This is a genomic window from Fundidesulfovibrio sp. YSD1 (assembly GCF_055397115.1).
Window position 1 is genome coordinate 2433258 of sequence record NZ_AP043666.1, and the last position, 19984, is coordinate 2453241.

The 19984-nt window shown below is 68.0% G+C and carries 19 protein-coding genes; 10 read left to right on the forward strand and 9 right to left on the reverse strand.

From position 1 onward, the window contains the following. The first annotated feature begins 1 nt into the window (after position 1). The gene (locus ACZ5V4_RS11375) at positions 2–1318 is read left to right on the forward strand and encodes a FliI/YscN family ATPase (protein WP_464314972.1); all 1317 of its coding nucleotides are present in this window, start codon (positions 2–4) and stop codon (positions 1316–1318) included. Between the two features lie 219 nt (positions 1319–1537). Continuing rightward, positions 1538–3238: a 2-isopropylmalate synthase gene (leuA, locus tag ACZ5V4_RS11380; protein ID WP_464314973.1), complete on the forward strand. Its 1701-nt coding sequence runs from the start codon at positions 1538–1540 to the stop codon at positions 3236–3238. A gap of 397 nt (positions 3239–3635) precedes the next feature. Here leuA and ybgF read toward each other — a convergent pair whose 3' ends face one another. Genes ybgF through ACZ5V4_RS11405 form a run of 5 tightly spaced genes read right to left on the reverse strand, consistent with a single transcriptional unit; the run spans position 3636 to position 8048 of the window. Beyond that, positions 3636–4472 carry a tol-pal system protein YbgF gene (gene ybgF, locus ACZ5V4_RS11385; protein ID WP_464314974.1) on the reverse strand — a complete coding sequence of 279 codons (837 nt, stop codon included), beginning with the start codon at positions 4470–4472 and terminating at the stop codon, positions 3636–3638. Then, a complete protein-coding gene (locus ACZ5V4_RS11390; RefSeq protein ID WP_464314975.1) occupies positions 4469–4774 on the reverse strand; it encodes an MTH1187 family thiamine-binding protein in 306 nt (101 codons plus the stop codon). Before ACZ5V4_RS11390 ends, ybgF begins: the two co-directional genes overlap by 4 nt. Next, positions 4771–6822, reverse strand: coding sequence for a rhodanese-like domain-containing protein (locus tag ACZ5V4_RS11395; RefSeq protein WP_464314976.1), 2052 nt, complete (start codon positions 6820–6822; stop codon positions 4771–4773). The genes ACZ5V4_RS11390 and ACZ5V4_RS11395 overlap by 4 nt, the downstream gene beginning before the upstream one ends. Beyond that, positions 6819–7472 (reverse strand): YeeE/YedE family protein, encoded by a 654-nt coding sequence (locus tag ACZ5V4_RS11400; RefSeq protein WP_464314977.1) that lies wholly within the window; start codon positions 7470–7472, stop codon positions 6819–6821. Before ACZ5V4_RS11400 ends, ACZ5V4_RS11395 begins: the two co-directional genes overlap by 4 nt. A 3-nt stretch (positions 7473–7475) precedes the next feature. Beyond that, positions 7476–8048 carry a rhodanese-like domain-containing protein gene (locus tag ACZ5V4_RS11405; RefSeq protein ID WP_464314978.1) on the reverse strand — a complete coding sequence of 191 codons (573 nt, stop codon included), beginning with the start codon at positions 8046–8048 and terminating at the stop codon, positions 7476–7478. A 180-nt stretch (positions 8049–8228) separates the two neighbouring features. On the opposite strand from ACZ5V4_RS11405, the gene lepA reads away from it, so the two are divergent. The 3 genes from lepA (at position 8229) to ACZ5V4_RS11420 (ending at position 12453) form a co-directional block, all read left to right on the forward strand. Then, entirely contained in the window at positions 8229–10031 is a 1803-nt protein-coding gene (gene lepA, locus ACZ5V4_RS11410) for a translation elongation factor 4 (RefSeq protein WP_464314979.1), read from the forward strand. Positions 10032–10131: 100 nt separating this feature from the next. Then, entirely contained in the window at positions 10132–10734 is a 603-nt protein-coding gene (lepB, locus tag ACZ5V4_RS11415; protein WP_464314980.1) for a signal peptidase I, read from the forward strand. Between the two features lie 177 nt (positions 10735–10911). Further along, positions 10912–12453, forward strand: coding sequence for a YifB family Mg chelatase-like AAA ATPase (locus tag ACZ5V4_RS11420; protein ID WP_464314981.1), 1542 nt, complete (start codon positions 10912–10914; stop codon positions 12451–12453). 48 nt (positions 12454–12501) lie between these two features. On the opposite strand, the gene ACZ5V4_RS11425 is transcribed toward ACZ5V4_RS11420, so the two are convergent. Then, positions 12502–13380, reverse strand: a complete 879-nt coding sequence (locus tag ACZ5V4_RS11425; RefSeq protein ID WP_464314982.1) for a hypothetical protein — start codon at positions 13378–13380, stop codon at positions 12502–12504. 378 nt (positions 13381–13758) lie between these two features. On the opposite strand from ACZ5V4_RS11425, the gene ACZ5V4_RS11430 reads away from it, so the two are divergent. Then, the gene (locus ACZ5V4_RS11430; protein ID WP_464314983.1) at positions 13759–15828 is read left to right on the forward strand and encodes a methyl-accepting chemotaxis protein; all 2070 of its coding nucleotides are present in this window, start codon (positions 13759–13761) and stop codon (positions 15826–15828) included. Between the two features lie 197 nt (positions 15829–16025). Here the strand turns inward: ACZ5V4_RS11430 and ACZ5V4_RS11435 are convergent, their stop codons facing one another. Next, positions 16026–16271: a hypothetical protein gene (locus ACZ5V4_RS11435; RefSeq protein ID WP_464314984.1), complete on the reverse strand. Its 246-nt coding sequence runs from the start codon at positions 16269–16271 to the stop codon at positions 16026–16028. A gap of 45 nt (positions 16272–16316) precedes the next feature. After that, complete coding sequence (locus tag ACZ5V4_RS11440; RefSeq protein WP_464314985.1) at positions 16317–16649, reverse strand: hypothetical protein; 333 nt, start codon at positions 16647–16649, stop codon at positions 16317–16319. A gap of 192 nt (positions 16650–16841) precedes the next feature. On the opposite strand from ACZ5V4_RS11440, the gene ACZ5V4_RS11445 reads away from it, so the two are divergent. Beyond that, positions 16842–17336 carry a Spy/CpxP family protein refolding chaperone gene (locus ACZ5V4_RS11445; RefSeq protein ID WP_464314986.1) on the forward strand — a complete coding sequence of 165 codons (495 nt, stop codon included), beginning with the start codon at positions 16842–16844 and terminating at the stop codon, positions 17334–17336. Between the two features lie 77 nt (positions 17337–17413). On the opposite strand, the gene ACZ5V4_RS11450 is transcribed toward ACZ5V4_RS11445, so the two are convergent. Next, positions 17414–18211, reverse strand: coding sequence for a 2-amino-3,7-dideoxy-D-threo-hept-6-ulosonate synthase (locus ACZ5V4_RS11450; protein WP_464314987.1), 798 nt, complete (start codon positions 18209–18211; stop codon positions 17414–17416). 246 nt (positions 18212–18457) lie between these two features. On the opposite strand from ACZ5V4_RS11450, the gene ACZ5V4_RS11455 reads away from it, so the two are divergent. Genes ACZ5V4_RS11455 through moaA form a run of 3 tightly spaced genes read left to right on the forward strand, consistent with a single transcriptional unit; the run spans position 18458 to position 19983 of the window. Further along, a complete protein-coding gene (locus ACZ5V4_RS11455) occupies positions 18458–18688 on the forward strand; it encodes a hypothetical protein (RefSeq protein ID WP_464314988.1) in 231 nt (76 codons plus the stop codon). A gap of 6 nt (positions 18689–18694) precedes the next feature. Beyond that, the gene (locus ACZ5V4_RS11460) at positions 18695–18919 is read left to right on the forward strand and encodes a MoaD/ThiS family protein (RefSeq protein WP_464314989.1); all 225 of its coding nucleotides are present in this window, start codon (positions 18695–18697) and stop codon (positions 18917–18919) included. A gap of 41 nt (positions 18920–18960) precedes the next feature. After that, entirely contained in the window at positions 18961–19983 is a 1023-nt protein-coding gene (moaA, locus tag ACZ5V4_RS11465) for a GTP 3',8-cyclase MoaA (RefSeq protein ID WP_464314990.1), read from the forward strand. The last annotated feature ends 1 nt before the right edge of the window (position 19984 follow it).

Genomic DNA, 19984 nt, shown 5'->3' on the forward strand with positions numbered 1-19984 from the left:
CGTGGACGCCAAGGCCTGCATCTCCCTGCTCGAAGGCCTGGACCCCGTGCGCACCTACGGCAAGGTGAGCAAGGTGGTGGGCCTCATCGCCGAGGGCAAGGGCATCAAGGCCCCGCTGGGCGCGGTGTGCCAGCTCATGCCCGGTGGCGGCGAGGGCGGCGTGCCCGCCGAGGTGGTGGGCTTCCGCGACGACGCCTGCCTGCTCATGCCCTACGGCGACCTGCGCGGGGTCAGCCAGGGCTGCCTGATCCAGAACACGGCCACCCCGCCGCTTTTGCCCGTGGGCAGGCGCTTCCTCGGCCGGGCCATCGACGCCTTCGGCAACCCCATCGACGACAAGGGACCCATCGACCCCAGGCGCTTCTATCCCCTCTACAACGATCCGCCCCCGCCCATGCGCAGGCCGCGCATCACCGAGCCCATGGACGTGGGCGTGCGCGCCATCAACGGCCTCCTGACCCTGGGCAAGGGCCAGCGCGTGGGCATCATGGCCGGCTCGGGCGTGGGCAAGTCCACGCTCATGGGCATGATCGCGCGAAACACCAAGGCCGACGTGAACGTCATCGGCCTCATCGGCGAGCGCGGCCGCGAGGTGGTGGAGTTCATCGAGAAGGACCTCGGCCCCGAGGGCCTGGCCCGCTCCGTGCTCGTCATCGCCACCTCGGACCAGAGCCCGCTGGTGCGCATGCGCGCGGCCTACGCGGCCACGGCCATGGCCGAGTTCTTCCGCGACCAGGGCGCGGACGTCATCCTGATGATGGACTCCGTGACCCGCTTCGCCATGGCCGGGCGCGAGGTCGGCCTGGCCGCCGGGGAGCCGCCCACCACGCGCGGCTACACCCCCTCCGTGTTCGCGCACCTGCCCAAGCTCCTGGAGCGCGCCGGGCGCAGTGCCGTGGGCTCCATCACCGGCATCTACACCGTGCTCGTGGACGGCGACGACTTCAACGAGCCCATCGCCGACGCCGTGCGCTCCATCCTGGACGGGCACATCGTGCTCACTCGCGACCTGGCCGACCAGGGCCACTTCCCGGCCATCGACGTGCTGAAAAGCATCAGCCGCCTGCGCTCCGACGTGACCCCCAAGGACGCCCTCATGGCGGGCCGCGAGCTCATCCGCATGCTCTCCACCTTCCGCCGCGTGGAGGACATGGTGAACATCGGCGCCTACCAGGCCGGGGCCAGCGCCGAGATCGACCAGGCCCTGCGCATGATCGGCCCCATCCGCCAGTACCTGCAGCAGCAGGTCAGCGAGTCCGAGACCCTGGAAGGCAGTTTCGGGGCCCTCCAGGCCCTCGTGGCCGCCTCGGCCGGGTAGTCCGGCCCGTTTTCCCCCGCCGGGGAGTTGACAAGCCCCTCCCGCCGCGCTTAGGCTTCCCGCATGACTTCGGTCACCCGCATCCTCTCTTCCGCTCTTCTTCTGCTACTGCCCCTAGCGGGCAAATAATCTCCTTTTCCTTTTTTGCGTTCGCAATCCGTCTTCCACCCGAAAGGGCGGAAGGTTCCGTCCGACCCTCATGAGCAGGAGAATTTTCCCATGCAGCCAAGCGTCCCCGGCAAGTACCGCCCCTTCCCCCAGGTGTCCCCGGCCAGCCGCCAGTGGCCGGACAAGGCGATCGCCAAGGCCCCGGCCTGGCTCTCCACCGACCTGCGCGACGGAAACCAGGCGCTCTTCGAGCCCCTGTCCACGCCCCAGAAGCTGCGCCTGTTCGAACTCCTCGCCGCCGTCGGCTTCAAGGAGATCGAGGTGGCCTTCCCCTCCGCCTCGCAGACGGATTTCGACTTCGTGCGCACGCTCATCGAGGAAAACCGCATCCCCGATGGCGTGACCATCTCCGTCCTGAGCCAGTGCCGCGAGCACCTCATCCGGCGGACCATGGAGTCGCTCAAGGGGGCGAAAAGCGCCATCGTGCACATCTACGTGGCCACCTCGCCCGTGTTCCGCAAGACCGTGTTCCAGAAGACCCCGGAAGAGGTCGTCGCCATGGCCGTGGAGTCCGTGAAGCTCATCCGCGAGCTGGCCGCCGCCCAGCCCGAAACCCGCTTCACCCTGGAATTCAGCCCCGAGACCTTCTCCGGCACCGAGCTCTCCTTCGCGCGCGACGTGAGCGACGCCGTGGCCGAGGCCTGGGGAGCAACGCCGGACAACAAGCTCGTGCTGAACCTGCCCGCCACCGTGGAGCTGGCCACGCCCAACGTCTTCGCGGACCAGATCGAATGGATGTGCCAGAACCTGCGTCACCGCGAAAACATCATCGTAAGCGTGCACACCCACAACGACCGGGGCACGGCCGTGGCCGCCGCCGAGCTGGCCATGCTGGCCGGGGCCGAGCGCGTGGAGGGCTGCCTGTTCGGCAACGGCGAGCGCACCGGCAACGCCGACCTGGTCACCGTGGCGCTGAACCTCTACTCCCAGGGCATCGACCCGGGCCTCGACTTCTCCGAGCTCGACAAGGTCGCCCGCACCGCCGAGGAGCTCACCGGCCTGCCCGTGCACCCGCGCCACCCCTACGCGGGCGACCTCGTGTTCACCGCGTTCTCCGGCTCGCACCAGGACGCCATCAAGAAAGGCATGGCCGCGCGCAAGCCCGGCGACGCCTGGGAAGTGCCCTACCTGCCCGTGGACCCCGAAGACCTGGGACGCGGCTACGACTCCATCGTGCGCGTGAACAGCCAGTCCGGAAAAGGCGGCGTGGCCTACCTCATGGAGACCGCCCACGGCTTGGTCATGCCCCGCAGGCTCCAGGTGGAGTTCTCCGGGGCCGTGCAGCGCCGCGCCGACGAAAAGGGCGGCGAGATCTCCGCCCCCGAACTGTGGGACCTCTTCGGCGATGAATACCTGAAGCTGAAAAAGCCCGTGCTCTACGCCGGGCACCACCTGATCGAACGCTCGAAAAAAGAGCAGGGCATCACCCTCACCGTGCGCCTGGACAAGAAGACCTACGGGCTCTCCGGCAAGGGCAACGGCCCCATCGACGCGGCCGTCAACGCCCTGGGCCTGCCCGTGACCCTGCACTCCTACGAGGAGCGCGGCATCAGCCAGGGCGCGGACGCCAAGGCCGCCGCCTTCGTGGAGATGTCCATGGAAGGCGTCAAGGGCATGACCTTCGGCGTGGGCGTGCACGAGAACATCGTCACCGCGTCCATCCTGGCCGTGGTCAGCGCCGTGAACAGGCTTTTGACCATGGCCCCCAGGGAAGTGCGCGCCGCCATGCTGGAGAGCATCAAGGAGGACTAGGCGTGATGGCGGCGGGGCGTTGCCCCGGCGAACTTCGGCAGGGCTCTGCCCTGCACCCGCCGGGCTCCGCCCGGACCCGCCGGGGGGAGAGCCTCCCCCCGGACCCCGGCGTCGGCTTCGCGGGCTCCACCGGTTGACCCGTACAGGGGCGCGGCCGGGGGCGTGTGGGATGCCGCCGGGAACGCGCCCAAGGCGGCGCTTATCCCGGCGGACCGCCGTCGCCGCAAGCGGCGAGGGATTGAATTGATTAAATAAATCGAAGCCCCCGTGATCCGCTTGCGCGGATCACGGGGGCTTCGATTGTTGGGCAGGCAACCCGAGCGGTGAAGCCCGCGAAGCTATCGCCGGGTCAAGGGGCAGGCACTGCCCCTTGCGGGTCGAGGGCGGAGCCCTCGTCTTAGCGCATCTCCTTGAGCATGGCCGCAGCTGCCCGGGCCTCGGGGGTGCCGGGGTAGCGTTTCGCGACGTCCTGCAGGAGGATCTTGGCGGCCGGGCCTTTGCCCAGCCTGCGGAAGCTCTGGGCCTGCTTGAGCATGGCCGAGGGCACCAGCGGGTGGCTGGCATATTTCTGGATCAGGTCCTGGCTGATCAGCGCCGCGCGGCCGTAGTCCCCCTGTTGGTAGTTGGCCTCGGCCTGCCAGAAGAGCGCGCTCGGGGCCTGGCTCGAGGCCGGGTAGCTCTTGATCAGCTCCGAGAAGAGCGTGCTGGCCTTGTCGTACTCGCGGCGGTTGTAGGCCTCCATGCCCATGGAGTAGATGGCCTCGGCCGGGTCGTTGCCCCCGGTCGCGGCTGGCGCGGCCGGTGCGACCGGGGCCGTGGCCTGGGGGGCGCTCGGGGGCTGGTAGGGCGCGTAGCCCGGGCTCGCGGGGCCGGAGGGAACAGCAGGCGCCGCTGGTGCGGCCTGGGCGTAGGCCGCCGAGTCCGGGGCGGGCTCGGGCTTGTAGTCCACGCCCAGGGTGGCGGCCATGCGCGCGATGGCCTGTTCCATCTGGGCCAGGCGACGGTTCACGTCGTCCAGGGTGAAGCCGCGCCCCTTGCGCCCGAGCACGGACTCGATGTCGTCCAGGCGCATGCGCAGCTCCTGGTTGCGCGACATGAGCGAGCTCAAGTCCGCCTGGAGGTCGGCCTGGCTGACCTGTTGCGCCTCCATGGGCCTGGGCTGCGAGGACGAGGACGCGCATCCTGACAAAAGAAGGGCCAGGAGCGCCGGCGCGGCCAGCGCCGCCCGGGTCACGGCGCGCCCTCCAGGGCCTTGGCCACCGAGGCGGTCTTGGAGGCGAGCCCTCCTTCGCGCCCGGCGCGCCAGTCCGCCTTGAGGGTCAGGTAGACGCGGTCCTGGTCGGCCTTGAGCGCCTCGAAGCAGCGCGTGACCACGGCCATCACCTCGTCCCATTCGCCCTCGATGCAGGTGCCCATGGGGCCGAGCTGGTGGGCCAGGCCCGAGTCTCGAATGATGCTCACGGCCCTGGCCACGTAGGGGGCCAGGCTGCCCTGGACCCCCGTGGGGAAGATGGAGAGCTCCGCGATGACGCTCACGGCTTTTTCTCCTGGGTTTGCGTGGTCACGGCGGGCCATTCGGGGCGCGCGGCCCACTCGGTCCAGCCCGCGTCGTAGTATTTCACGTTGGTGTAGCCGAGCAGGCGCGTGAGCACCCACCACGTCTGCGAGGCCTGGTGTCCGGTGCGGCAGTGCACGACCACCGGGTGGTCCTTGGACGGGATCAGGGCCGCGTAGGCCTTGGCCAGGTCCGCCTCGGGCTTGAGGCGCTTGGAGCCGTCGGGCGCGTCGGCCTGGTCGTCGGTGAAGGGCCGGTTGACCGCGCCCGGGATGTGCCCGGCCCTGGCCTCGTCGGACTTGGTCCCGTTGTAGTAGTCCGCCGGGCGCACGTCGATGATCACGGCCTTGCCGCCCGCCATGGCCGCGTTGACCTCGATGCCGGTGACGGTGAAGCCGTCCGGCCCGTCGGGCGCGGGGTAGCGCGTGGGGGAGGCCTTGGGCAGGTTCTTGTCCGTGGGCAGCCCGGCCGCGCTCCAGGCCTTCATGCCGCCGGAGAGCAGGGCGTAGCGCGAGTGCCCCAGGCGCTCCAGGGCCATGGCGGCCAGGGTGGCGTCGTGCGGGGCTTCGCCAGCGACGATCACCACCAGGTCTCGCGGGGTCAGCCCCATCTGGCCCAAGTGCTGGGCCAGGAGCGGAGCGGGCAGGAGCATGGAGGGCAGCCCGCCCACGTTGCCGCGCAGGCTCTCCAGGTTGAGCGCGAAGCTTCCCGGGATGTGGCCCGAGTTGTACTGCGGCTGGGGCCTGAGGTCGATGACCTTGAGCCCGGACTTGCCCAGGTTGTCCTTCAGCCAGGCCGCGTCCACGAGGCCGGGCAGGCGGCCGGGCGGGGTGAGGAGCGCCGGGGTGGCGGGTTTGGCGAGCTCGGCGGGCAGGAAGAACGAGCGGGCCTTGTTGATGGCGGCCACGGTTTCCGGGCTTTGCGGGCCTTCGCGCAGGGACGCGGGCTTGAGCACGGCCTCGAAGAAGTCCTTGAGGCCGCCGGTGAGGATGTAGACGTTGCCAAAGCCCATGCGCGCCAGGGCGTCGCGGGCCTGGGCCGGGTGGGTCATGCCGTTGGAGTAGATCACGATGACGCCCTGGCCGCGTTTGGGGGCCAGCGCGGTGGGCAGCTCGGACATGGGCACGTTCTGCGCGCCGGGCAGGTGGAAGGCGTCGAACTCCTGTTTGGTGCGGATGTCCACGAGCGTGAGCGTAGCGTCGCGCTCCATGATCCTGCGGGCCAGTTCCAGGGGCTCGATGTGGTCGCGCCCGGTCTGCACTTCGGACAGTACGGCGTCGCCGGGCGTCGCGCCGGGGGCGGACTGGGTTGGGGACAGCGCCGTGGCCGGTACTTTGGCCGGTGCGAGGGGCAGGTCGATGCGGGGCACGTTCAGGGCCACCAGCGCGCCCACGCAGAGCACCACGGAGAACCCGGCCAGGAAGAGCCTGCTCACGCCGGGCCGGGCGATGGCCGGGCCGCGCTCGATCACCTCGGAGAACCAGAACATGATCACGGCCATGCCCGTGAGCCCGAGCACCAGCTGGTCCTGGGTGACGTTCAGGCTCTGGTGCAGGAAGGCCACGCCCCGTGAGCCCCAGGAGGCCAGGGGCGCGATGGAGGGGAAGGCCTCGTTGTAGCCGATGCTTCCGGCCACCACGCCGATGAGGAACACCAGGGCGTCCACGCGGCCCGAGGCCACGCCCACGGCGGCCGTGCCCGGGCACCAGCCGCCCATGGCGAAGCCCACGCCGAAGATCACGCCGCCCACGGCGTGCGCGCCGAGGATGGTGGGCATGAGGTAGAGCGCGTCCAGGCTCACGGCCCCCATGCGTTCGGCGGCCACGAGGCCCAGCGCGGCCGTGACCAGGGCCGAGAACATCACCTTCACCACGGACATGTCCGTGAGGTAGAACACTCCGGCCAGCCTGCGGGAGCTGCCGAAGCCGGCCTTCTCCAGGCACAGACCGAAGCAGAAGCCAAGGGCCAGGGCGCAGGCCAGGCCGATGGGGGCGTTCAATTGCCCGGTGGAATAGAGGGTCGCGATCATCTCCACTGCCTCCTGAAGGCCCAGGCCGTGAGGTAGCCCGTGGCGAAGAGGCAGCCCATGAACACGAAGCTGCCGGTGAGCAGGAGCGCCCCGCCGCTTAAAGCCTGGCCCGAGGTGCAGCCCATGGCCAGGCGCGAGGCGAAGCCGACGAGCACGCCGCCGATGAGGGTGAAGATCAGGCGGATCTTGCGCGTGGCCGTGGGGCCGCGCTCCACCATCAGGCGCACGCGCTTGCCCGCCACGGCGGAGAGGAGCCCGCCCGCGAACACGCCCACGGCCATGAACACCAGGTAGTAGGAGAGCGGGGCCGGGAACCAGGGCCCGAAATAGGCGCTGGCCTCCACCCTCGCGGGTAGTACAAGGTGTTCGATCCAGGCCCCGAGCCGCGCGAAGGCGCCCGATGCGCCGAGCCCGGCGCCCAGGATCAGGTAGGAGGCCAGCAGCGTGAGCCCGAGGAACACCCCCGCCATGTAGGGATTCATGGGCGGGGGCGCGGGGGTGTCGTCAGTTGCCTGCCGCGCGGCCTGGGCCCAGGCCCGCCGGGGCGAGGGCTCCTGCGAGGGCTGGGCGGCCCCGGTGCCGGCCGCATCCGTGGAGTCCGGCAAATCAGGCCCGTCGCCGGGCTGGGTGGTCTTTTCTGTATCGCTCATGGTCTAGCATCCTGCGTTTTTCGAGGCCGGGGGTTGCGGGGCCTGGGGCGGCTGGGGCGCACCCGGAATCGCGGGTGCGGCGGGAGCGGCGGGGGCGGGCTTGGCCGCCGGAGCCGAGCCCGGCGCGCTTGCGGGCGCGGAAACCGGTGCGGCCTGCTGGTCCAGGGGGACCTCCTTCACGGCCATGCCGAGCTCCCGCTCGGCCCACCAGGCCGCGAGGCCGCCGGAGAGCGCCAGCACCGGGCGCTTGGCCTTGCGCGAGAGCACCCCGGCCACGGCGAAGGCCGCCGTGCCGTCCTTGTCCACGATGAGGAGAGGCCCCGTGCCCGTGAGCAGGCTCTCGTCGGCAAGCACCGTGGCCGCGTCGAAGTTCAGGCTGCCGGGCAGGGAGTAGTCGGAAAATTCGGCCTGGGGCCTCAGGTCCACGATTTCGAGCCCGGCCGGGGCCTTGGCCAGGAGCTCGGCGGCCTCCGCGGGCTTGAGCGCGCGGGGCAGGTCCGGCCCGGCGAAGGCCTGCGAGAGGGGCAGGGCGGCGGCCAGGGCCGCGAGGATCAGGTGACGCGCGGTGCGTTTCATGGGAGTCTCCTTCGGGGCCTTGGTAGCACCAAGGGGATTTTTTGCAAGTGCGGCCATCCAATACCTTGAGGGCCTTAGCCTTTTTGGGTGCCCCAGGGGAGGGGCAAGGCCCAAACCGGCAATTGACCTTCCCCCCGCCATCTTTTAGAGGGCGTTTGCACACACGGCAGCAGGTGAAAAATGGTAGAACCGTCGCGTATTCGCAATTTCAGCATCATCGCCCACATCGACCACGGCAAGTCAACCCTGGCCGACCGCATCCTCGAGGTCACCAAGGTGATCACGGCCCGGGAGATGCGCGAGCAGTACCTGGACAAGATGGACCTCGAGCGCGAGCGCGGCATCACCATCAAGGCCCAGACCGTGCGCATCCCGTACACGGCCCCGGACGGGAGCCGCTACGTGCTCAACCTCATCGACACGCCCGGCCACGTGGACTTCTCCTACGAGGTCTCGCGCTCGCTGGCCGCGTGCGAGGGCGCGCTTCTGGTGGTGGACGCCACCCAGGGCGTGGAGGCCCAGACCCTGGCCAACGTGTTTCTTGCGTTGGACAACGACCTGGAGATCATCCCGGTGCTCAACAAGATCGATCTGCAATCGGCCGACCCGGACCGGGTCAAGGCCGAGATCGAGGAGGGCATCGGGCTGGACACCTCCGGGGCGGTGGCCGTCTCGGCCAAGACCGGGCTCGGCGTGGAAGGCGTGCTCGAGGCCATCGTGGACCGCCTGCCGCCGCCCAAGGGCGACGCCAAGGCCCCGCTCAAGGCCTTGATCTTCGACTCCTGGTACGATTCCTACCAGGGCGTGGTGGTGCTCTTCCGGGTGATGGACGGAGAGCTCAAGCTCGGCCAGAAGATCAGGATGTTCTCCACCGGCGCGACCTTCGAGGTCACGAGGCTCGGCGTGTTTTCGCCCGGCCCCGTGGACGTGGCCGAGTTCGGGCCCGGGGAGGTGGGCTTTCTGTGCGCCTCCATCAAGGACCTGCACGAGGCCCGCGTGGGCGACACCATCACCCTGGCGGAGAACCCCGCCCAGGAGGCGCTGCCCGGCTTCAAGGAAGTGAAGCCCATGGTCTTCTGCGGGCTCTACCCCGTGGACGCGGGCGACTACGAGCAGCTGAAAAACGCCCTGGAAAAGCTCCAGTTGAACGACGCGGCCTTCACCTTCGAGCCCGAGACCTCCCAGGCCCTGGGCTTCGGCTACCGCTGCGGCTTCCTGGGCCTTCTGCACATGGAAATCGTGCAGGAGAGGCTGGAGCGCGAGTTCCAGGTGGAGCTCATCGCCACGGCCCCGTCGGTGGTCTACAAAGTGGAGAGAACCGACGGCACGACCATCTCCATCGACAACCCCTCCAAGCTGCCGCGCCAGCAGGACACCGCCACCCTGTACGAGCCTTACGCCCGCGTGGAGATCCACGTGCCGGGCGAGTACGTGGGCAACGTGTTCAAGCTCTGCGAGGAGAAGCGCGGCATCCAGAAGGACATCCGCTACCTGACGGCCACCCGGGTGATCATCACCTACGAGCTGCCCTTCGCGGAGATCGTCTACGACTTCTTCGACCGCCTGAAGTCCGGCACGCGCGGCTACGCCTCGCTGGACTACGAGCTGATCGACTACCGGGCCTCGGACCTGGTGAAGCTGGACATCCTGCTCAACGGCGACCCGGTGGACGCCCTGGCCGTCATCGTGCACCGCGACAAGGCCTACTACCTGGGCCGCGACGTGGCGCTCAAGCTCAAGCGGGTCATCCCCCGCCAGATGTTCGAGGTGGTGATCCAGGCGGCCATCGGAGCCAAGGTCATCGCGCGCGAGCGGGTGGCCCCCCTGCGCAAGGACGTCATCGCCAAGTGCTACGGCGGCGACATCACCCGCAAGCGCAAGCTCCTGGAAAAGCAGAAAGAGGGCAAACGGCGCATGAAACGCATGGGCAACGTGGAGCTGCCCCAGGAAGCGTTCCTGGCCGCGCTGAAGGCAGGCGAATAACCCGCGCCCCGGTAAGTGGGGCTTGAAGGGGGCGGAGATACCCCCTGACGGGAGCGCGCGGGCCTTTGCCCGGCGTTTCCGCACCACAAAAGGAAACCCAATGAATCCGCGCTGGCAGAAACTGCTCAAGGAATACGTCGAGGCCCTGGCCGTCGCGCTGGTCCTGGCGCTCATCATCCGCACCTTCGTGGTGCAGGCCTTCAAGATCCCGTCGGAATCCATGGTCGAAACCCTGCTGGTGGGCGACCACCTGCTGGTGAGCAAGTTCGCCTACGACATCAAGCCGCCCTTCATGGACAAGTCCGCCTACAAGGTCAGCGACCCCGAATTCGGCGACGTCATCGTCTTCGAGTACCCCGAGGACCGCGACCTGGACTACATCAAGCGCATCATCGGCCTGCCCGGCGACACGGTGGAGCTGCGCGACAACGTGCTCTACCGCAACGGCCAGAAGGTGGACGAGCCCTACAAGCGCCTGGACCCCAGGGGCGGGGGCAGGCCCAACTTCGGCCCCGTGAAGGTGCCCGAGGGGCAGTACTTCGTCATGGGCGACAACCGCGACCACTCCATGGACTCGCGCTACTGGCGCGAGGACAAGCGCTTCGTGCCCCGCGAGTTCATCAGGGGCAAGGCCTGGGTGATCTACTGGTCCTGGGGTTCCGGCGAGATCCGCTGGGGCCGCTTCGGGCAGATCATCCGCTAGCGCCCCCGCCATTCGCGAACGAACGGCCCCGTCCCTCGCGGACGGGGCTTTTTTTGCGCCCCGCCCCGGGGAGGGCCGTCCGGCAAGGCTGGATTGAAATCGGGAAAGCGCATATGCTGCGCCGAATCGATGCGCCTGGGCCGCAAGGCTGTTCGCGAAGGCGTTCTGGAGGTCCGCTTGGCCCTGTCACGAGTTCTGTGCGCCGCGTTGGCGGGCGTGGAGGCCCACACCGTCGTCCTGGAGACCGACCTGGCCCGCCAGGGCATGCCCAGCTTCACCATGGTCGGCCTGGCCGAGGGCGCGGTGCGCGAGAGCAAGGAGCGCGTGTTCGCGGCGCTCAAGAACCGGGGCTTCAGGCTGCCGCCCTCGCGCATCACCGTGAACATGGCCCCGGCCGACGTGCGCAAGGAGGGTTCCGGCTACGACCTGCCCCTGGCCCTGGGGCTTCTGGCCGCCGCCGAGGTCTTGGCCCCGGAGGCGGTGGGCGGGTACTACTTCGCGGGGGAGCTCTCGCTCACGGGCGAGCTCCTGCCCGTGCCCGGGGTGCTGCCCCTGGCCATCCGCGCCAGGCAGGAGGGCGCGCGGGGGCTCCTCGTGCCCTCGGGCAACGCCCAGGAGGCGGCCGTGGTCAAGGACCTGGCGGTCTACGCCGTGGACACCCTGGACCAGGCCGTGCGTTTTCTGTCCGGCGAGGACGCGCTCTCCCCCACTGCCTTCGACCAGTCCGCGCTGGACCCGGACGGCGGGCCGTTCCCCCTGGATTTTTCCGAGGTCAAGGGCCAGGAGCACGCCAAGCGGGCCATCGAGATCGCGGCCGCCGGCGGGCACAACCTCCTGTTCATGGGGCCTCCGGGATCGGGCAAGACCATGCTGGCCAAGCGCATCCCCACGGTGCTCCCGCCCTTGGGCTTCGACGAGGCCCTGGAGGTCACGCGGGTCTACTCCGTGGCCGGGGAGCTCACGCGCGGCGGCAGGCTGATCACCGTGCGCCCGTTCCGCTCTCCGCACCACACCATCTCCGACGCCGGGCTCATCGGCGGGGGCAGCGTGCCCAGGCCGGGCGAGGTGTCCATGGCCCACCGGGGCGTCCTCTTTCTGGACGAGCTGCCCGAATTCAAGAAAAGCGTGCTCGAGGTGCTGCGCCAGCCCATCGAGGACGGCCGCGTGACCATCGCCCGGGCCAGCATGAGCCTGACGTATCCGGCGGAGTTCATGCTCGTGGCGGCCATGAACCCCTGCCCCTGCGGCTTTCGTGGCGACGACCGCCACGCCTGCACCTGCACAGGGTCCCGGGTGCGGGGGTATCTTTCGAAGCTCTCGGGGCCGCTCCTGGACAGGATAGATTTGCAGGTGGAGGTCCCGGCCGTGCCCTACAAGGACCTGAAGGCCCAGGCCGGGCGCGTTGATTCGGCCACCATGCGCGGGAGGGTGCAAAAGGCGCGGAGCCTTCAGGAGGAGCGCTTCAAGGGCACGGGCATCCGCACCAACAGCGAGCTTTCGGGCAAGGCGCTGGGCGCGTTCTGCCCCGTGGGGGACGACTGCCACCGCTTCCTGGAGATGGCCAATTCCAGGCTCGGGCTCTCGGCCCGGGCGCACACGAGGATTTTGAGGCTCTCGCGCACCATCGCGGACCTGGACGGCATGGAGTCCATCCGCGTGGAGCACCTGGCCGAAGCGATCAACTATCGCAACCTGGACCGCCAGGAGAACGGGGGGTAGCTCTCGCTCCCCCCGCCGCGTCCCTGCCTGCCTGATTGTCCGATCCGCCTAGCGCAGGACGGTTGTCTCGAGCGGGTTGAACTTGTTCACCTGCTTCGCGACGTCGGCGAAGATGGCCTCCGCGAGGGGGGCGGTATCCCTGGGCAGCATCTTCTTGAATTTCTCGAACACGGCCTTTTCGTTCTCGCCGGACATGAGTTCATAATACGCGACGGTCATGGCCGAGGCCGTCTGTCCTCCGGGCCCCCTTCCCGCGGCTTTGTCCTTTTTCAGGCGTTCGATGCGCTTTTTGTATTCGGCGGCGAATTCCCCGGGCTTGTCCACGCGCCAGCCGGTCGCGCCGTACACGAGGTGACGCAGGAACTGGGGCGATTCCGCGAAGCTCAGGGAGAACTCCTTCTTCCCGCTCTTGACGTTGTAGTAGGCCAAACCGTCGTCAACAATCTGGATGGGCCATGTGGTTTTTTCGTCGATGCTCATGGGCTCTCCGGCGTTTCCCTGGGAGAGCCGCGTGATCGTCATCCTGCCGTTGGTGTCGCGCGTCAACCAGTACTCCGTGAAGCAACAGTGCGCGCCGCCGCTGAAGTGGCTCATCGCCAGGGTCGTCATGCCGTTCGCCGGGAAGTTGTTGATGACAGACGCGGATTCCATGGCGATGGCGTTGTCTTTTATGGTGTAAACAGTTTTCTTGTTCATTGTTATTTGAGTGATATATGGAGTGCGATCATTTTCTTTAGATTCAGACTGATAGAGCATTGCATCAAAGAATTTGATCGATTTCTTGCCGAGCTTGATATTGCCGCCGGCAGAGGATTTATCATCGCTTCCTGGTTGCGCCGCATGAAGTTGTTGGCATGTAATGCTCATGAACAATAAGCATGACAGGAGCGTCGCGAGAGATCTGGTGATCACGGTGGATGGGTTCATGCGGGCCTTGTCTCCTTTTGCGGTCATTATGGGGCGTTTCGGTCTGACGATGGTATCGGAAAAGCGAGCCGCCCTTGCAAGGTAGGATTGCATGAAAAACAGAGGCGTTTTGATGCCTCTGTCGCTTGTGCTCTATGTGGGGCGCATGCATCGTTGCCGCTTCGGGGTTGATGGATCGTTCCGGCAGGCCGTCTTTTCGAAAAAACACACCGCACGGCCGATTCTCTTGCCGGCCACCCCTTCCCCTGCAAATCCGATCCTGAGCCGTCTAAGTATATTCTCCGCCGCTCTCCATTGACCTGAAACACGATCTATGTGATTTCATGGGAAGGATTCCCATTTCTCAACCTAACGTGACTTTAAAAAGGGGCTGGCGTCATGAACGTGGGACTCAGGGTGAAACTGCTGGTTCCGACGGTGGGGGCGGTCATTCTCTGCATGGGGCTCGCGAGCTACTTTTCCTCGAGCAAGGCGTCCGAGGAGTTGTGGAAGGAGCTGCTTTCGGCCTCGGAGAACATCGCGCGCGGAACCGAGGCCGGGCTCACGAGTTTCGTGGACGGCCTGCTCGGCATGGCCGTGCTGGAGGCCAAGAACGAGAAGGTCGTCAGGATGCTCGCCCCGGAGGGGCCCGACGACAAGGTGCGCCGCGAGGCCGTCGAGGCCCTGACGGACCTCGCCAAGTTCGATTCGTCCATCCAGTCCGTGAACCTGCTCAACGCCAAGGGCGACGTCATCGCCAGTTCGGACCAGCAGAGCACCGGCAACTTTTCTGACCGCGACTACTTCAAGAAGGCCATGGCGGGCGAGACCAACGTGTCCGAGCCGGTCATGAGCCGCGTCACGAACCGCCCGGTGATCCTCGTGGCCGCCCCGGTGCGCCACTCGGGCAAGGTGGCGGGCGTGATCTACTTCCGCGTGGACCTGGGCAAGTTCTCCCTGGACATGATCGACCCCGTGAAGGTGGGCCATGGCGGCTACGCCTTCATCGTGGACAAGGGCGGGACCGTGGTCTGCCATCCGGACAAGTCCCTGCTGCTGAAGCTCAACCTGAGCGAGTTCGACTGGGGCAAGCGGCTGCTCTCCATGGGCACCGGGCGGCTCGAGTACACGTTCAACGACACCGAGAAGACCGCCGTGTTCGCCAAGTCCAAGACCACGGGCTGGATCGTGGTGGTCACGGTGAACGCGGCCGACATCGCCGGGGCCACGAGCGCGGTGCGCAACACGAGCCTCTTCATCGGCGGGGCGGGCATCGTGCTGGTGTGTCTGGCCGTGATCATCGTGGTGGGGCAGATGCTCTCCGCGCTTAACAGGTGCGTGGGCTTCGCCGGGGCCGTGGCCGAGGGCGACCTGGGCCAGAAGCTCGCGCTCAACCGCACCGACGAACTGGGCAAACTCGGGCATTCGCTCGATGTCATGGTCGACAAGCTCAAGGAGATGATCGGCACCGCCAACCGCAAGACCGCCGAGGCCGAGGAGCAGACGGCCATCGCGCAAAGGGCCGTGGGCGAGGCCCAGGAAGCCTGCAGCAGGGCCGAGTCCGCGAGGGTCGAGGGCATGATGGACGCGGCCGTGAAGCTCGAAGGCGTGGTGGAGGTGGCCACGTCGGCCTCGGGCGAACTGGCCTCGGAAATCCAGACCTGCGCGCGCAACTCGGAGGTCCAGACCCAGCGCGTGAGCGAGACCGCCACGGCCATGGAGGAGATGAACGCGACCATCCTCGAGGTGGCCCGCAACTCTTCCGAGGCCGCCGACACGGCCGGGAGGGCCAGGCAGAAGGCCGAGGAGGGGGCCCAGATCGTGGGCCGCGTGGTCACGGGCATCGCAGAGGTGCAGGCCCAGTCCGCCGAGATGAAGAACGACATGGACGGCCTGGGCCGTCAGGCCGAGGGCATCGGGCGCATCCTGAACGTGATCTCGGACATCGCTGACCAGACCAACCTCCTGGCCTTGAACGCGGCCATCGAGGCGGCCCGCGCGGGCGAGGCCGGGCGCGGCTTCGCCGTGGTGGCCGACGAGGTGAGGAAGCTCGCCGAGAAGACCGTGACCGCCACCAAGGAGGTGGGCGACGCCATAAGCGCCGTCCAGGACGGCACGCAGAAGAACGTGCGCAACGTGGAGCGCTCCGCCAAGACCATCGAGGAAGCCACGGCCCTGGCCGCCAGGTCCGGCGAGGCCCTCAAGGACATCGTGTCGCTGGTGGAGTTGGCGGCCGACCAGGTGCGCTCCATCGCCACGGCCGCCGAGGAGCAGTCCTCGGCCAGCGAGGAGATCACGCGCACCGTCGAGGACGTGAACCGCCTCTCCATGGACGTGGCGGCCAGCATGCGCCACGCCAGCGCCTCGGTGGAGGAACTGGCCGAGCAGAACCGCGTGCTCGCCAACCTGATCGAAGACCTGAAGTCCGGCGGGGCCGGGCAGGCGGCGCTGCCCGCCGGGCGGGGGTAAATATCGAAACAAGGCGAAGCCCCCCTGGTCCGCGCAGGCGCGGATCAGGGGGGCTTCGCTTATTGTCGCGCGGGATCATACGGGCGGTGAAGCCCGCGAAGCTCTCGCCGGGGCCTGGGGGCAGGCATCCGCCCCCAGGGTCCAGGGCGGAGCCTGGTGATGGGTCGAGGGCAGCGCCCTCGCGGGGCAGCTCCCCGCTAGGCCAGCCAGGGCTCGAAAAGTTTGTGCACCTCGCGCATCTCGGCCTCCATCTCGGCGAAGGAGGGCTTCTGCACGGGGTGGCGGGTGATGATGGTCTGGCGCACGGTCATGGCGAACTCGTCCCAGCGGGCCGTGCCGTAGATCTCCGAGAGCAGGAAGAAGGCCTGCTTGCGCACCTCGGGATCGTTCAGGTCCTTTTTCTCTCCGGCGAAGAAGCTCTTGACTTTCTCAACCCATTCCATGGCGGATCTCCTTTGTCTTGAAGGCGTCCGGGCTGGCCGGGCGCCTCACTTCGCGTAGGCCGAGCGGCAGTAGCGCATGCACCAGTCCCTGGCGTTCTCCGAGGCTCCCTGACAGGCGGTGAAGCCGCGCCTCTTGTACTGGTCCTCGTACACGGAATTGCAGTCCTCGACGCAGGCTTGCAGCGAGGCGTGCTGCCTGGACATCACCGGGGTGTACTCGTCGCACGGCCCGATGGTCTCGCAGCCCTGGTGGCGGCTGCCCGGGTACTGGTAGCAGAACCCCTTGAACTCCGATTCGGTCATGGGCCTGGCCGGGCCGCAACCGGCCAGGGCCAGGGCCAGGGCCGCCGCGCCCAGCAGGGCGATGACTGGCTTCATGGTCGCCTCCTCCCGGCCGTGTCTGCGCCAGGCTGGCGCGGGGCCGGACCAGAAGATGAATACACTCTAGCGGCCGGAAATCAATACGGGGGCGCGCGGCGGGTTTTCTTCGCGCAGGGGCGTAACATTTTCGCTCCCCAAAGGTACCTACACGGTGAGCATGCTCACTCACAGCACGCAAGGAGAACGAACATGAAACGCATGACAGCGGCCATCGCCCTGGTGACCCTGCTGGCCTGCCAGGCCTTGGCGGCCGAGGCCGGCAGGCACGACGGGCCTCCCCCTCCGCCGGACCACGGGGCGGGCATCGTCAAAATGATCGAGGACCTGGACCTGAGCCCCGGGCAGAAGAGCCAGGTGGCCAGGATACTCAAGGACAACCGCGCCCAGTCCGAATCGCTGCGCTCGGCCATGCGCGCCGCGCACGAACGCATGGGCGAGGTGATGGCCAAGTCCCCGGGCGACGAGGCAGCGGTGCGCGCCGCCGCGCGGGATCTGGCCAAGGCCGGCGAGGAAATGGCCGTGAACGCCGGGAAGGTCAAGGCCGCCGTGGACGGCGTGCTGACCCCCGAGCAGCGGACCAAGCTCGCCGAGAAGAAGGACCACTTCAAGGGGCGTTTCAAGGACCGTTTCGAGAAACGCGAGAAGGCCCTGGACAAGTGGATCGAGGAGAACCTCAAGGGCTGACGGCCGCCGCCAGCCGCGCATGACGAGGCCCCGGCGCGAGCGACGCTCGCGCCGGGGCCTTCGCGTTTCCCGGGAAATTACTCCCCGAGCCCCTCCATGGCTTCCTCCACGCCCCAGCCGTCGTGGACGACCTTGCCCAGGGCCTGCAGGAGCCTGGTGGGGTCCCTGTGCTGGAAGATGTTGCGCCCGACCGAAAGGCCGGAGCCTCCGGCCTGGACCGAATCGAAGACCATGCGAAGAAAATCCCTGGTGGTGGGAGTCTTGGGCCCGCCCGCGATGACCACGGGCACCCTGGCCCCGGCCACCACGGCCGAGAAGCTCTCCGGGTCGCCCGTGTAGGGCACCTTGACGATGTCCGCGCCGATCTCCATGCCCACGCGCGCGCAGTGCGCCACCACGGCCGGGTCGAATTCGTTTGAGATCTTGGGGCCGCGCCCGTAGACCATGGCCAGGGCCGGGATGCCCCAGCGCGAGGCCTCGCGCGTGATGCGCCCGGCGTCGGCCAGCATGTCGCGCTCGGACTCGTCGCCCAGGTTCAGGTGCAGGCTCACCGCGTCCGCGCCCAGTTGGATGGCCTCCTCCACGTCGCAGACCAGGGTCTTGGCCCCGGGGTAGGGCGAGAGGTTGGTCGAAGCCGAGAGGTGCACGATCAGGCCGATGTCCCGGCCCCTGGCCCGGTGGCCGCAGGGCACCACGCCCTTGTGCATGAGCACGGCGCTGGCCCCGCCCTCCACGATGCGCGTCACGGTGTCGCGCATGTCGATGATGCCCTCGATGGGCCCCACGGTCACGCCGTGGTCCAGCGGGACGATGACGGTCCTGCCGGTGTCGCGGTTGATGATGCGCTCCATGCGGATGGTCTTGCCGATGTGCATGATCTGCCTCCTTAGCTCGCGCCGGGGCCGTGCGCGCTCCCGGCACGAAAAAGGGCCGCGAACGCCTGGTTCGCGGCCCCGTGGTGAGAGCGCCTGGTGTTTGTTCCTACGGCAGCGCGCCCGGCCACGCCCCGCGAGGGCGGCTGGCGTAGGAATAATAATAGACGAAAAACATGGGGGCGTGGGTCTTGCGCATGGAAGCGTCTTTAGTCATGGTGCCTTTCATCTGTCAAGACGGAGGGTTGCATGAGGATTTTCGCCGCCTGCCTCGCGCTGGCCATGCTGTGCGGGTGTTCCGGCCGCCCCGGGGTCAGCCACGCGGGCAAATCGGACGCCGAGGCCCGCGCGGACTACGACGCCTGCAGGACGCACGCGTCCATGGTCGCGGCGTTCACGCCCATGACCAGGGACTACGAGGCCGTGCACGAGAAGGCCCTGGACGAGTGCATGAAGGAAAAGGGCTACCAGGTGAGGTAGAGGCCCGTGCGCGTGCGCCTGGGTGTCATCGGAGCCCCGGGCGGGCTTGCCCAGGCCCCCCCGGAGATCGAACTGCCGGAGGGCGCCACGGTGGCGGACGCCCTGGCGCTTCTCGGAGTGAAGGACCCTTCCTCCATGGTCACCCTGCTCGACGGCGGGCCTTCCGGGCCGGGCACGCCGCTTCGACACGGCTCCCTCCTGGAATTAATGCCAATTGTCGAGGGAGGTTGATCCTCTTTACCATCATGGGCGTTTTGGCATAACCTGGACCCATGTCCAGCGATGATCCAGATGCCCGCGGTCGTCTCGCGGATTCGTTCGGCAGGGTGGTCAACTACCTGAGGGTGAGCGTCACGGACCGCTGCAACCTGCGTTGCATGTACTGTCGTCCCGTTCAGGATTTCCAGGCCATCCCCCACTCGGACATCCTCTCCTACGAGGAATACCTGCGCGTCATCCTCCTGGCCGCGCCGCTGGGGCTCTCCAAGCTGCGCCTGACCGGCGGCGAGCCGCTGACCAGGCGCGGGTTCGAGAGCTTCCTGGAGCGCGTGATGACGGCCGTCCCGCACATGGACGTGCGCCTGACCACCAACGGCACGCTGCTGGCCGGGCAGGCCGCGAGGCTTAAAGGCCTGGGGCTCAAGGCCGTGAACATCTCGCTCGATTCTCTCGACCCCGAGACCTTCCGGCGCGTAACCGGCGCGGACCTCTTCCGCCAGACGCGCGCGGCCATCGACGAGTGCCTGGAGGCCGGGCTCAAGGTGAAGGTCAACGCCGTGGCGCTCAAGGGCGTCAACGACCGCGAGCTGCCCGCCTTCCTGGAGCTCGCCCGCACCCACCCCCTGGATATGCGCTTCATCGAGTTCATGCCCATCGGCGGCGACACCGCCTGGGACGAGAAGCTGCTCTGGCCCGCCTCGGACATCCTGGAGCAGGCCTCGCGGTTGGCCGACATCTCCCCCGTGACCTACGGCGACGAGGGCCACGGCCCGGCGCGCATGTGGGCCATCGCCGGAGGCCGGGGCCGCCTGGGCGTGATCTCCGGGCTTACCGGCCACTATTGCCTGAGTTGCAACCGCCTGCGCCTGACCTGTGACGGCAGGCTGCGCCCGTGCCTCTATTCCGACGTGGAGTACCGCCTGCGCCCGCTGCTCAGGAGCCCCAAGACCGGCGACGCCCGCGTCCTCGAGGTGCTCAGGCGCGCCCTGGCGCGCAAGCCCATGGGCCACAAGCTCCTGGCGGAGCGCGCCAAGCGGGCGGTCTGCGCCAAACCGATGACCGCCATCGGCGGATGAA

Excerpts from the sequence above, each read along its gene's own strand:
- moaA (WP_464314990.1), top strand. The coding sequence starts at position 18,961 with ATGTCCAGCGATGATCCAGATGCCCGCGGTCGTCTCGCGGATTCGTTC.
- leuA (WP_464314973.1), top strand. The coding sequence starts at position 1,538 with ATGCAGCCAAGCGTCCCCGGCAAGTACCGCCCCTTCCCCCAGGTGTCC.
- ACZ5V4_RS11395 (WP_464314976.1), bottom strand. The coding sequence starts at position 6,822 with ATGATCGCGACCCTCTATTCCACCGGGCAATTGAACGCCCCCATCGGC.
- ACZ5V4_RS11405 (WP_464314978.1), bottom strand. The coding sequence starts at position 8,048 with ATGAAACGCACCGCGCGTCACCTGATCCTCGCGGCCCTGGCCGCCGCC.
- ACZ5V4_RS11430 (WP_464314983.1), top strand. The coding sequence starts at position 13,759 with ATGAACGTGGGACTCAGGGTGAAACTGCTGGTTCCGACGGTGGGGGCG.
- lepA (WP_464314979.1), top strand. The coding sequence starts at position 8,229 with ATGGTAGAACCGTCGCGTATTCGCAATTTCAGCATCATCGCCCACATC.
- ACZ5V4_RS11435 (WP_464314984.1), bottom strand. The coding sequence starts at position 16,271 with ATGGAATGGGTTGAGAAAGTCAAGAGCTTCTTCGCCGGAGAGAAAAAG.
- ACZ5V4_RS11400 (WP_464314977.1), bottom strand. The coding sequence starts at position 7,472 with ATGAGCGATACAGAAAAGACCACCCAGCCCGGCGACGGGCCTGATTTG.
- ACZ5V4_RS11455 (WP_464314988.1), top strand. The coding sequence starts at position 18,458 with ATGAGGATTTTCGCCGCCTGCCTCGCGCTGGCCATGCTGTGCGGGTGT.
- ACZ5V4_RS11425 (WP_464314982.1), bottom strand. The coding sequence starts at position 13,380 with ATGAACCCATCCACCGTGATCACCAGATCTCTCGCGACGCTCCTGTCA.
- ACZ5V4_RS11440 (WP_464314985.1), bottom strand. The coding sequence starts at position 16,649 with ATGAAGCCAGTCATCGCCCTGCTGGGCGCGGCGGCCCTGGCCCTGGCC.
- ACZ5V4_RS11445 (WP_464314986.1), top strand. The coding sequence starts at position 16,842 with ATGAAACGCATGACAGCGGCCATCGCCCTGGTGACCCTGCTGGCCTGC.
- lepB (WP_464314980.1), top strand. The coding sequence starts at position 10,132 with ATGAATCCGCGCTGGCAGAAACTGCTCAAGGAATACGTCGAGGCCCTG.
- ACZ5V4_RS11450 (WP_464314987.1), bottom strand. The coding sequence starts at position 18,211 with ATGCACATCGGCAAGACCATCCGCATGGAGCGCATCATCAACCGCGAC.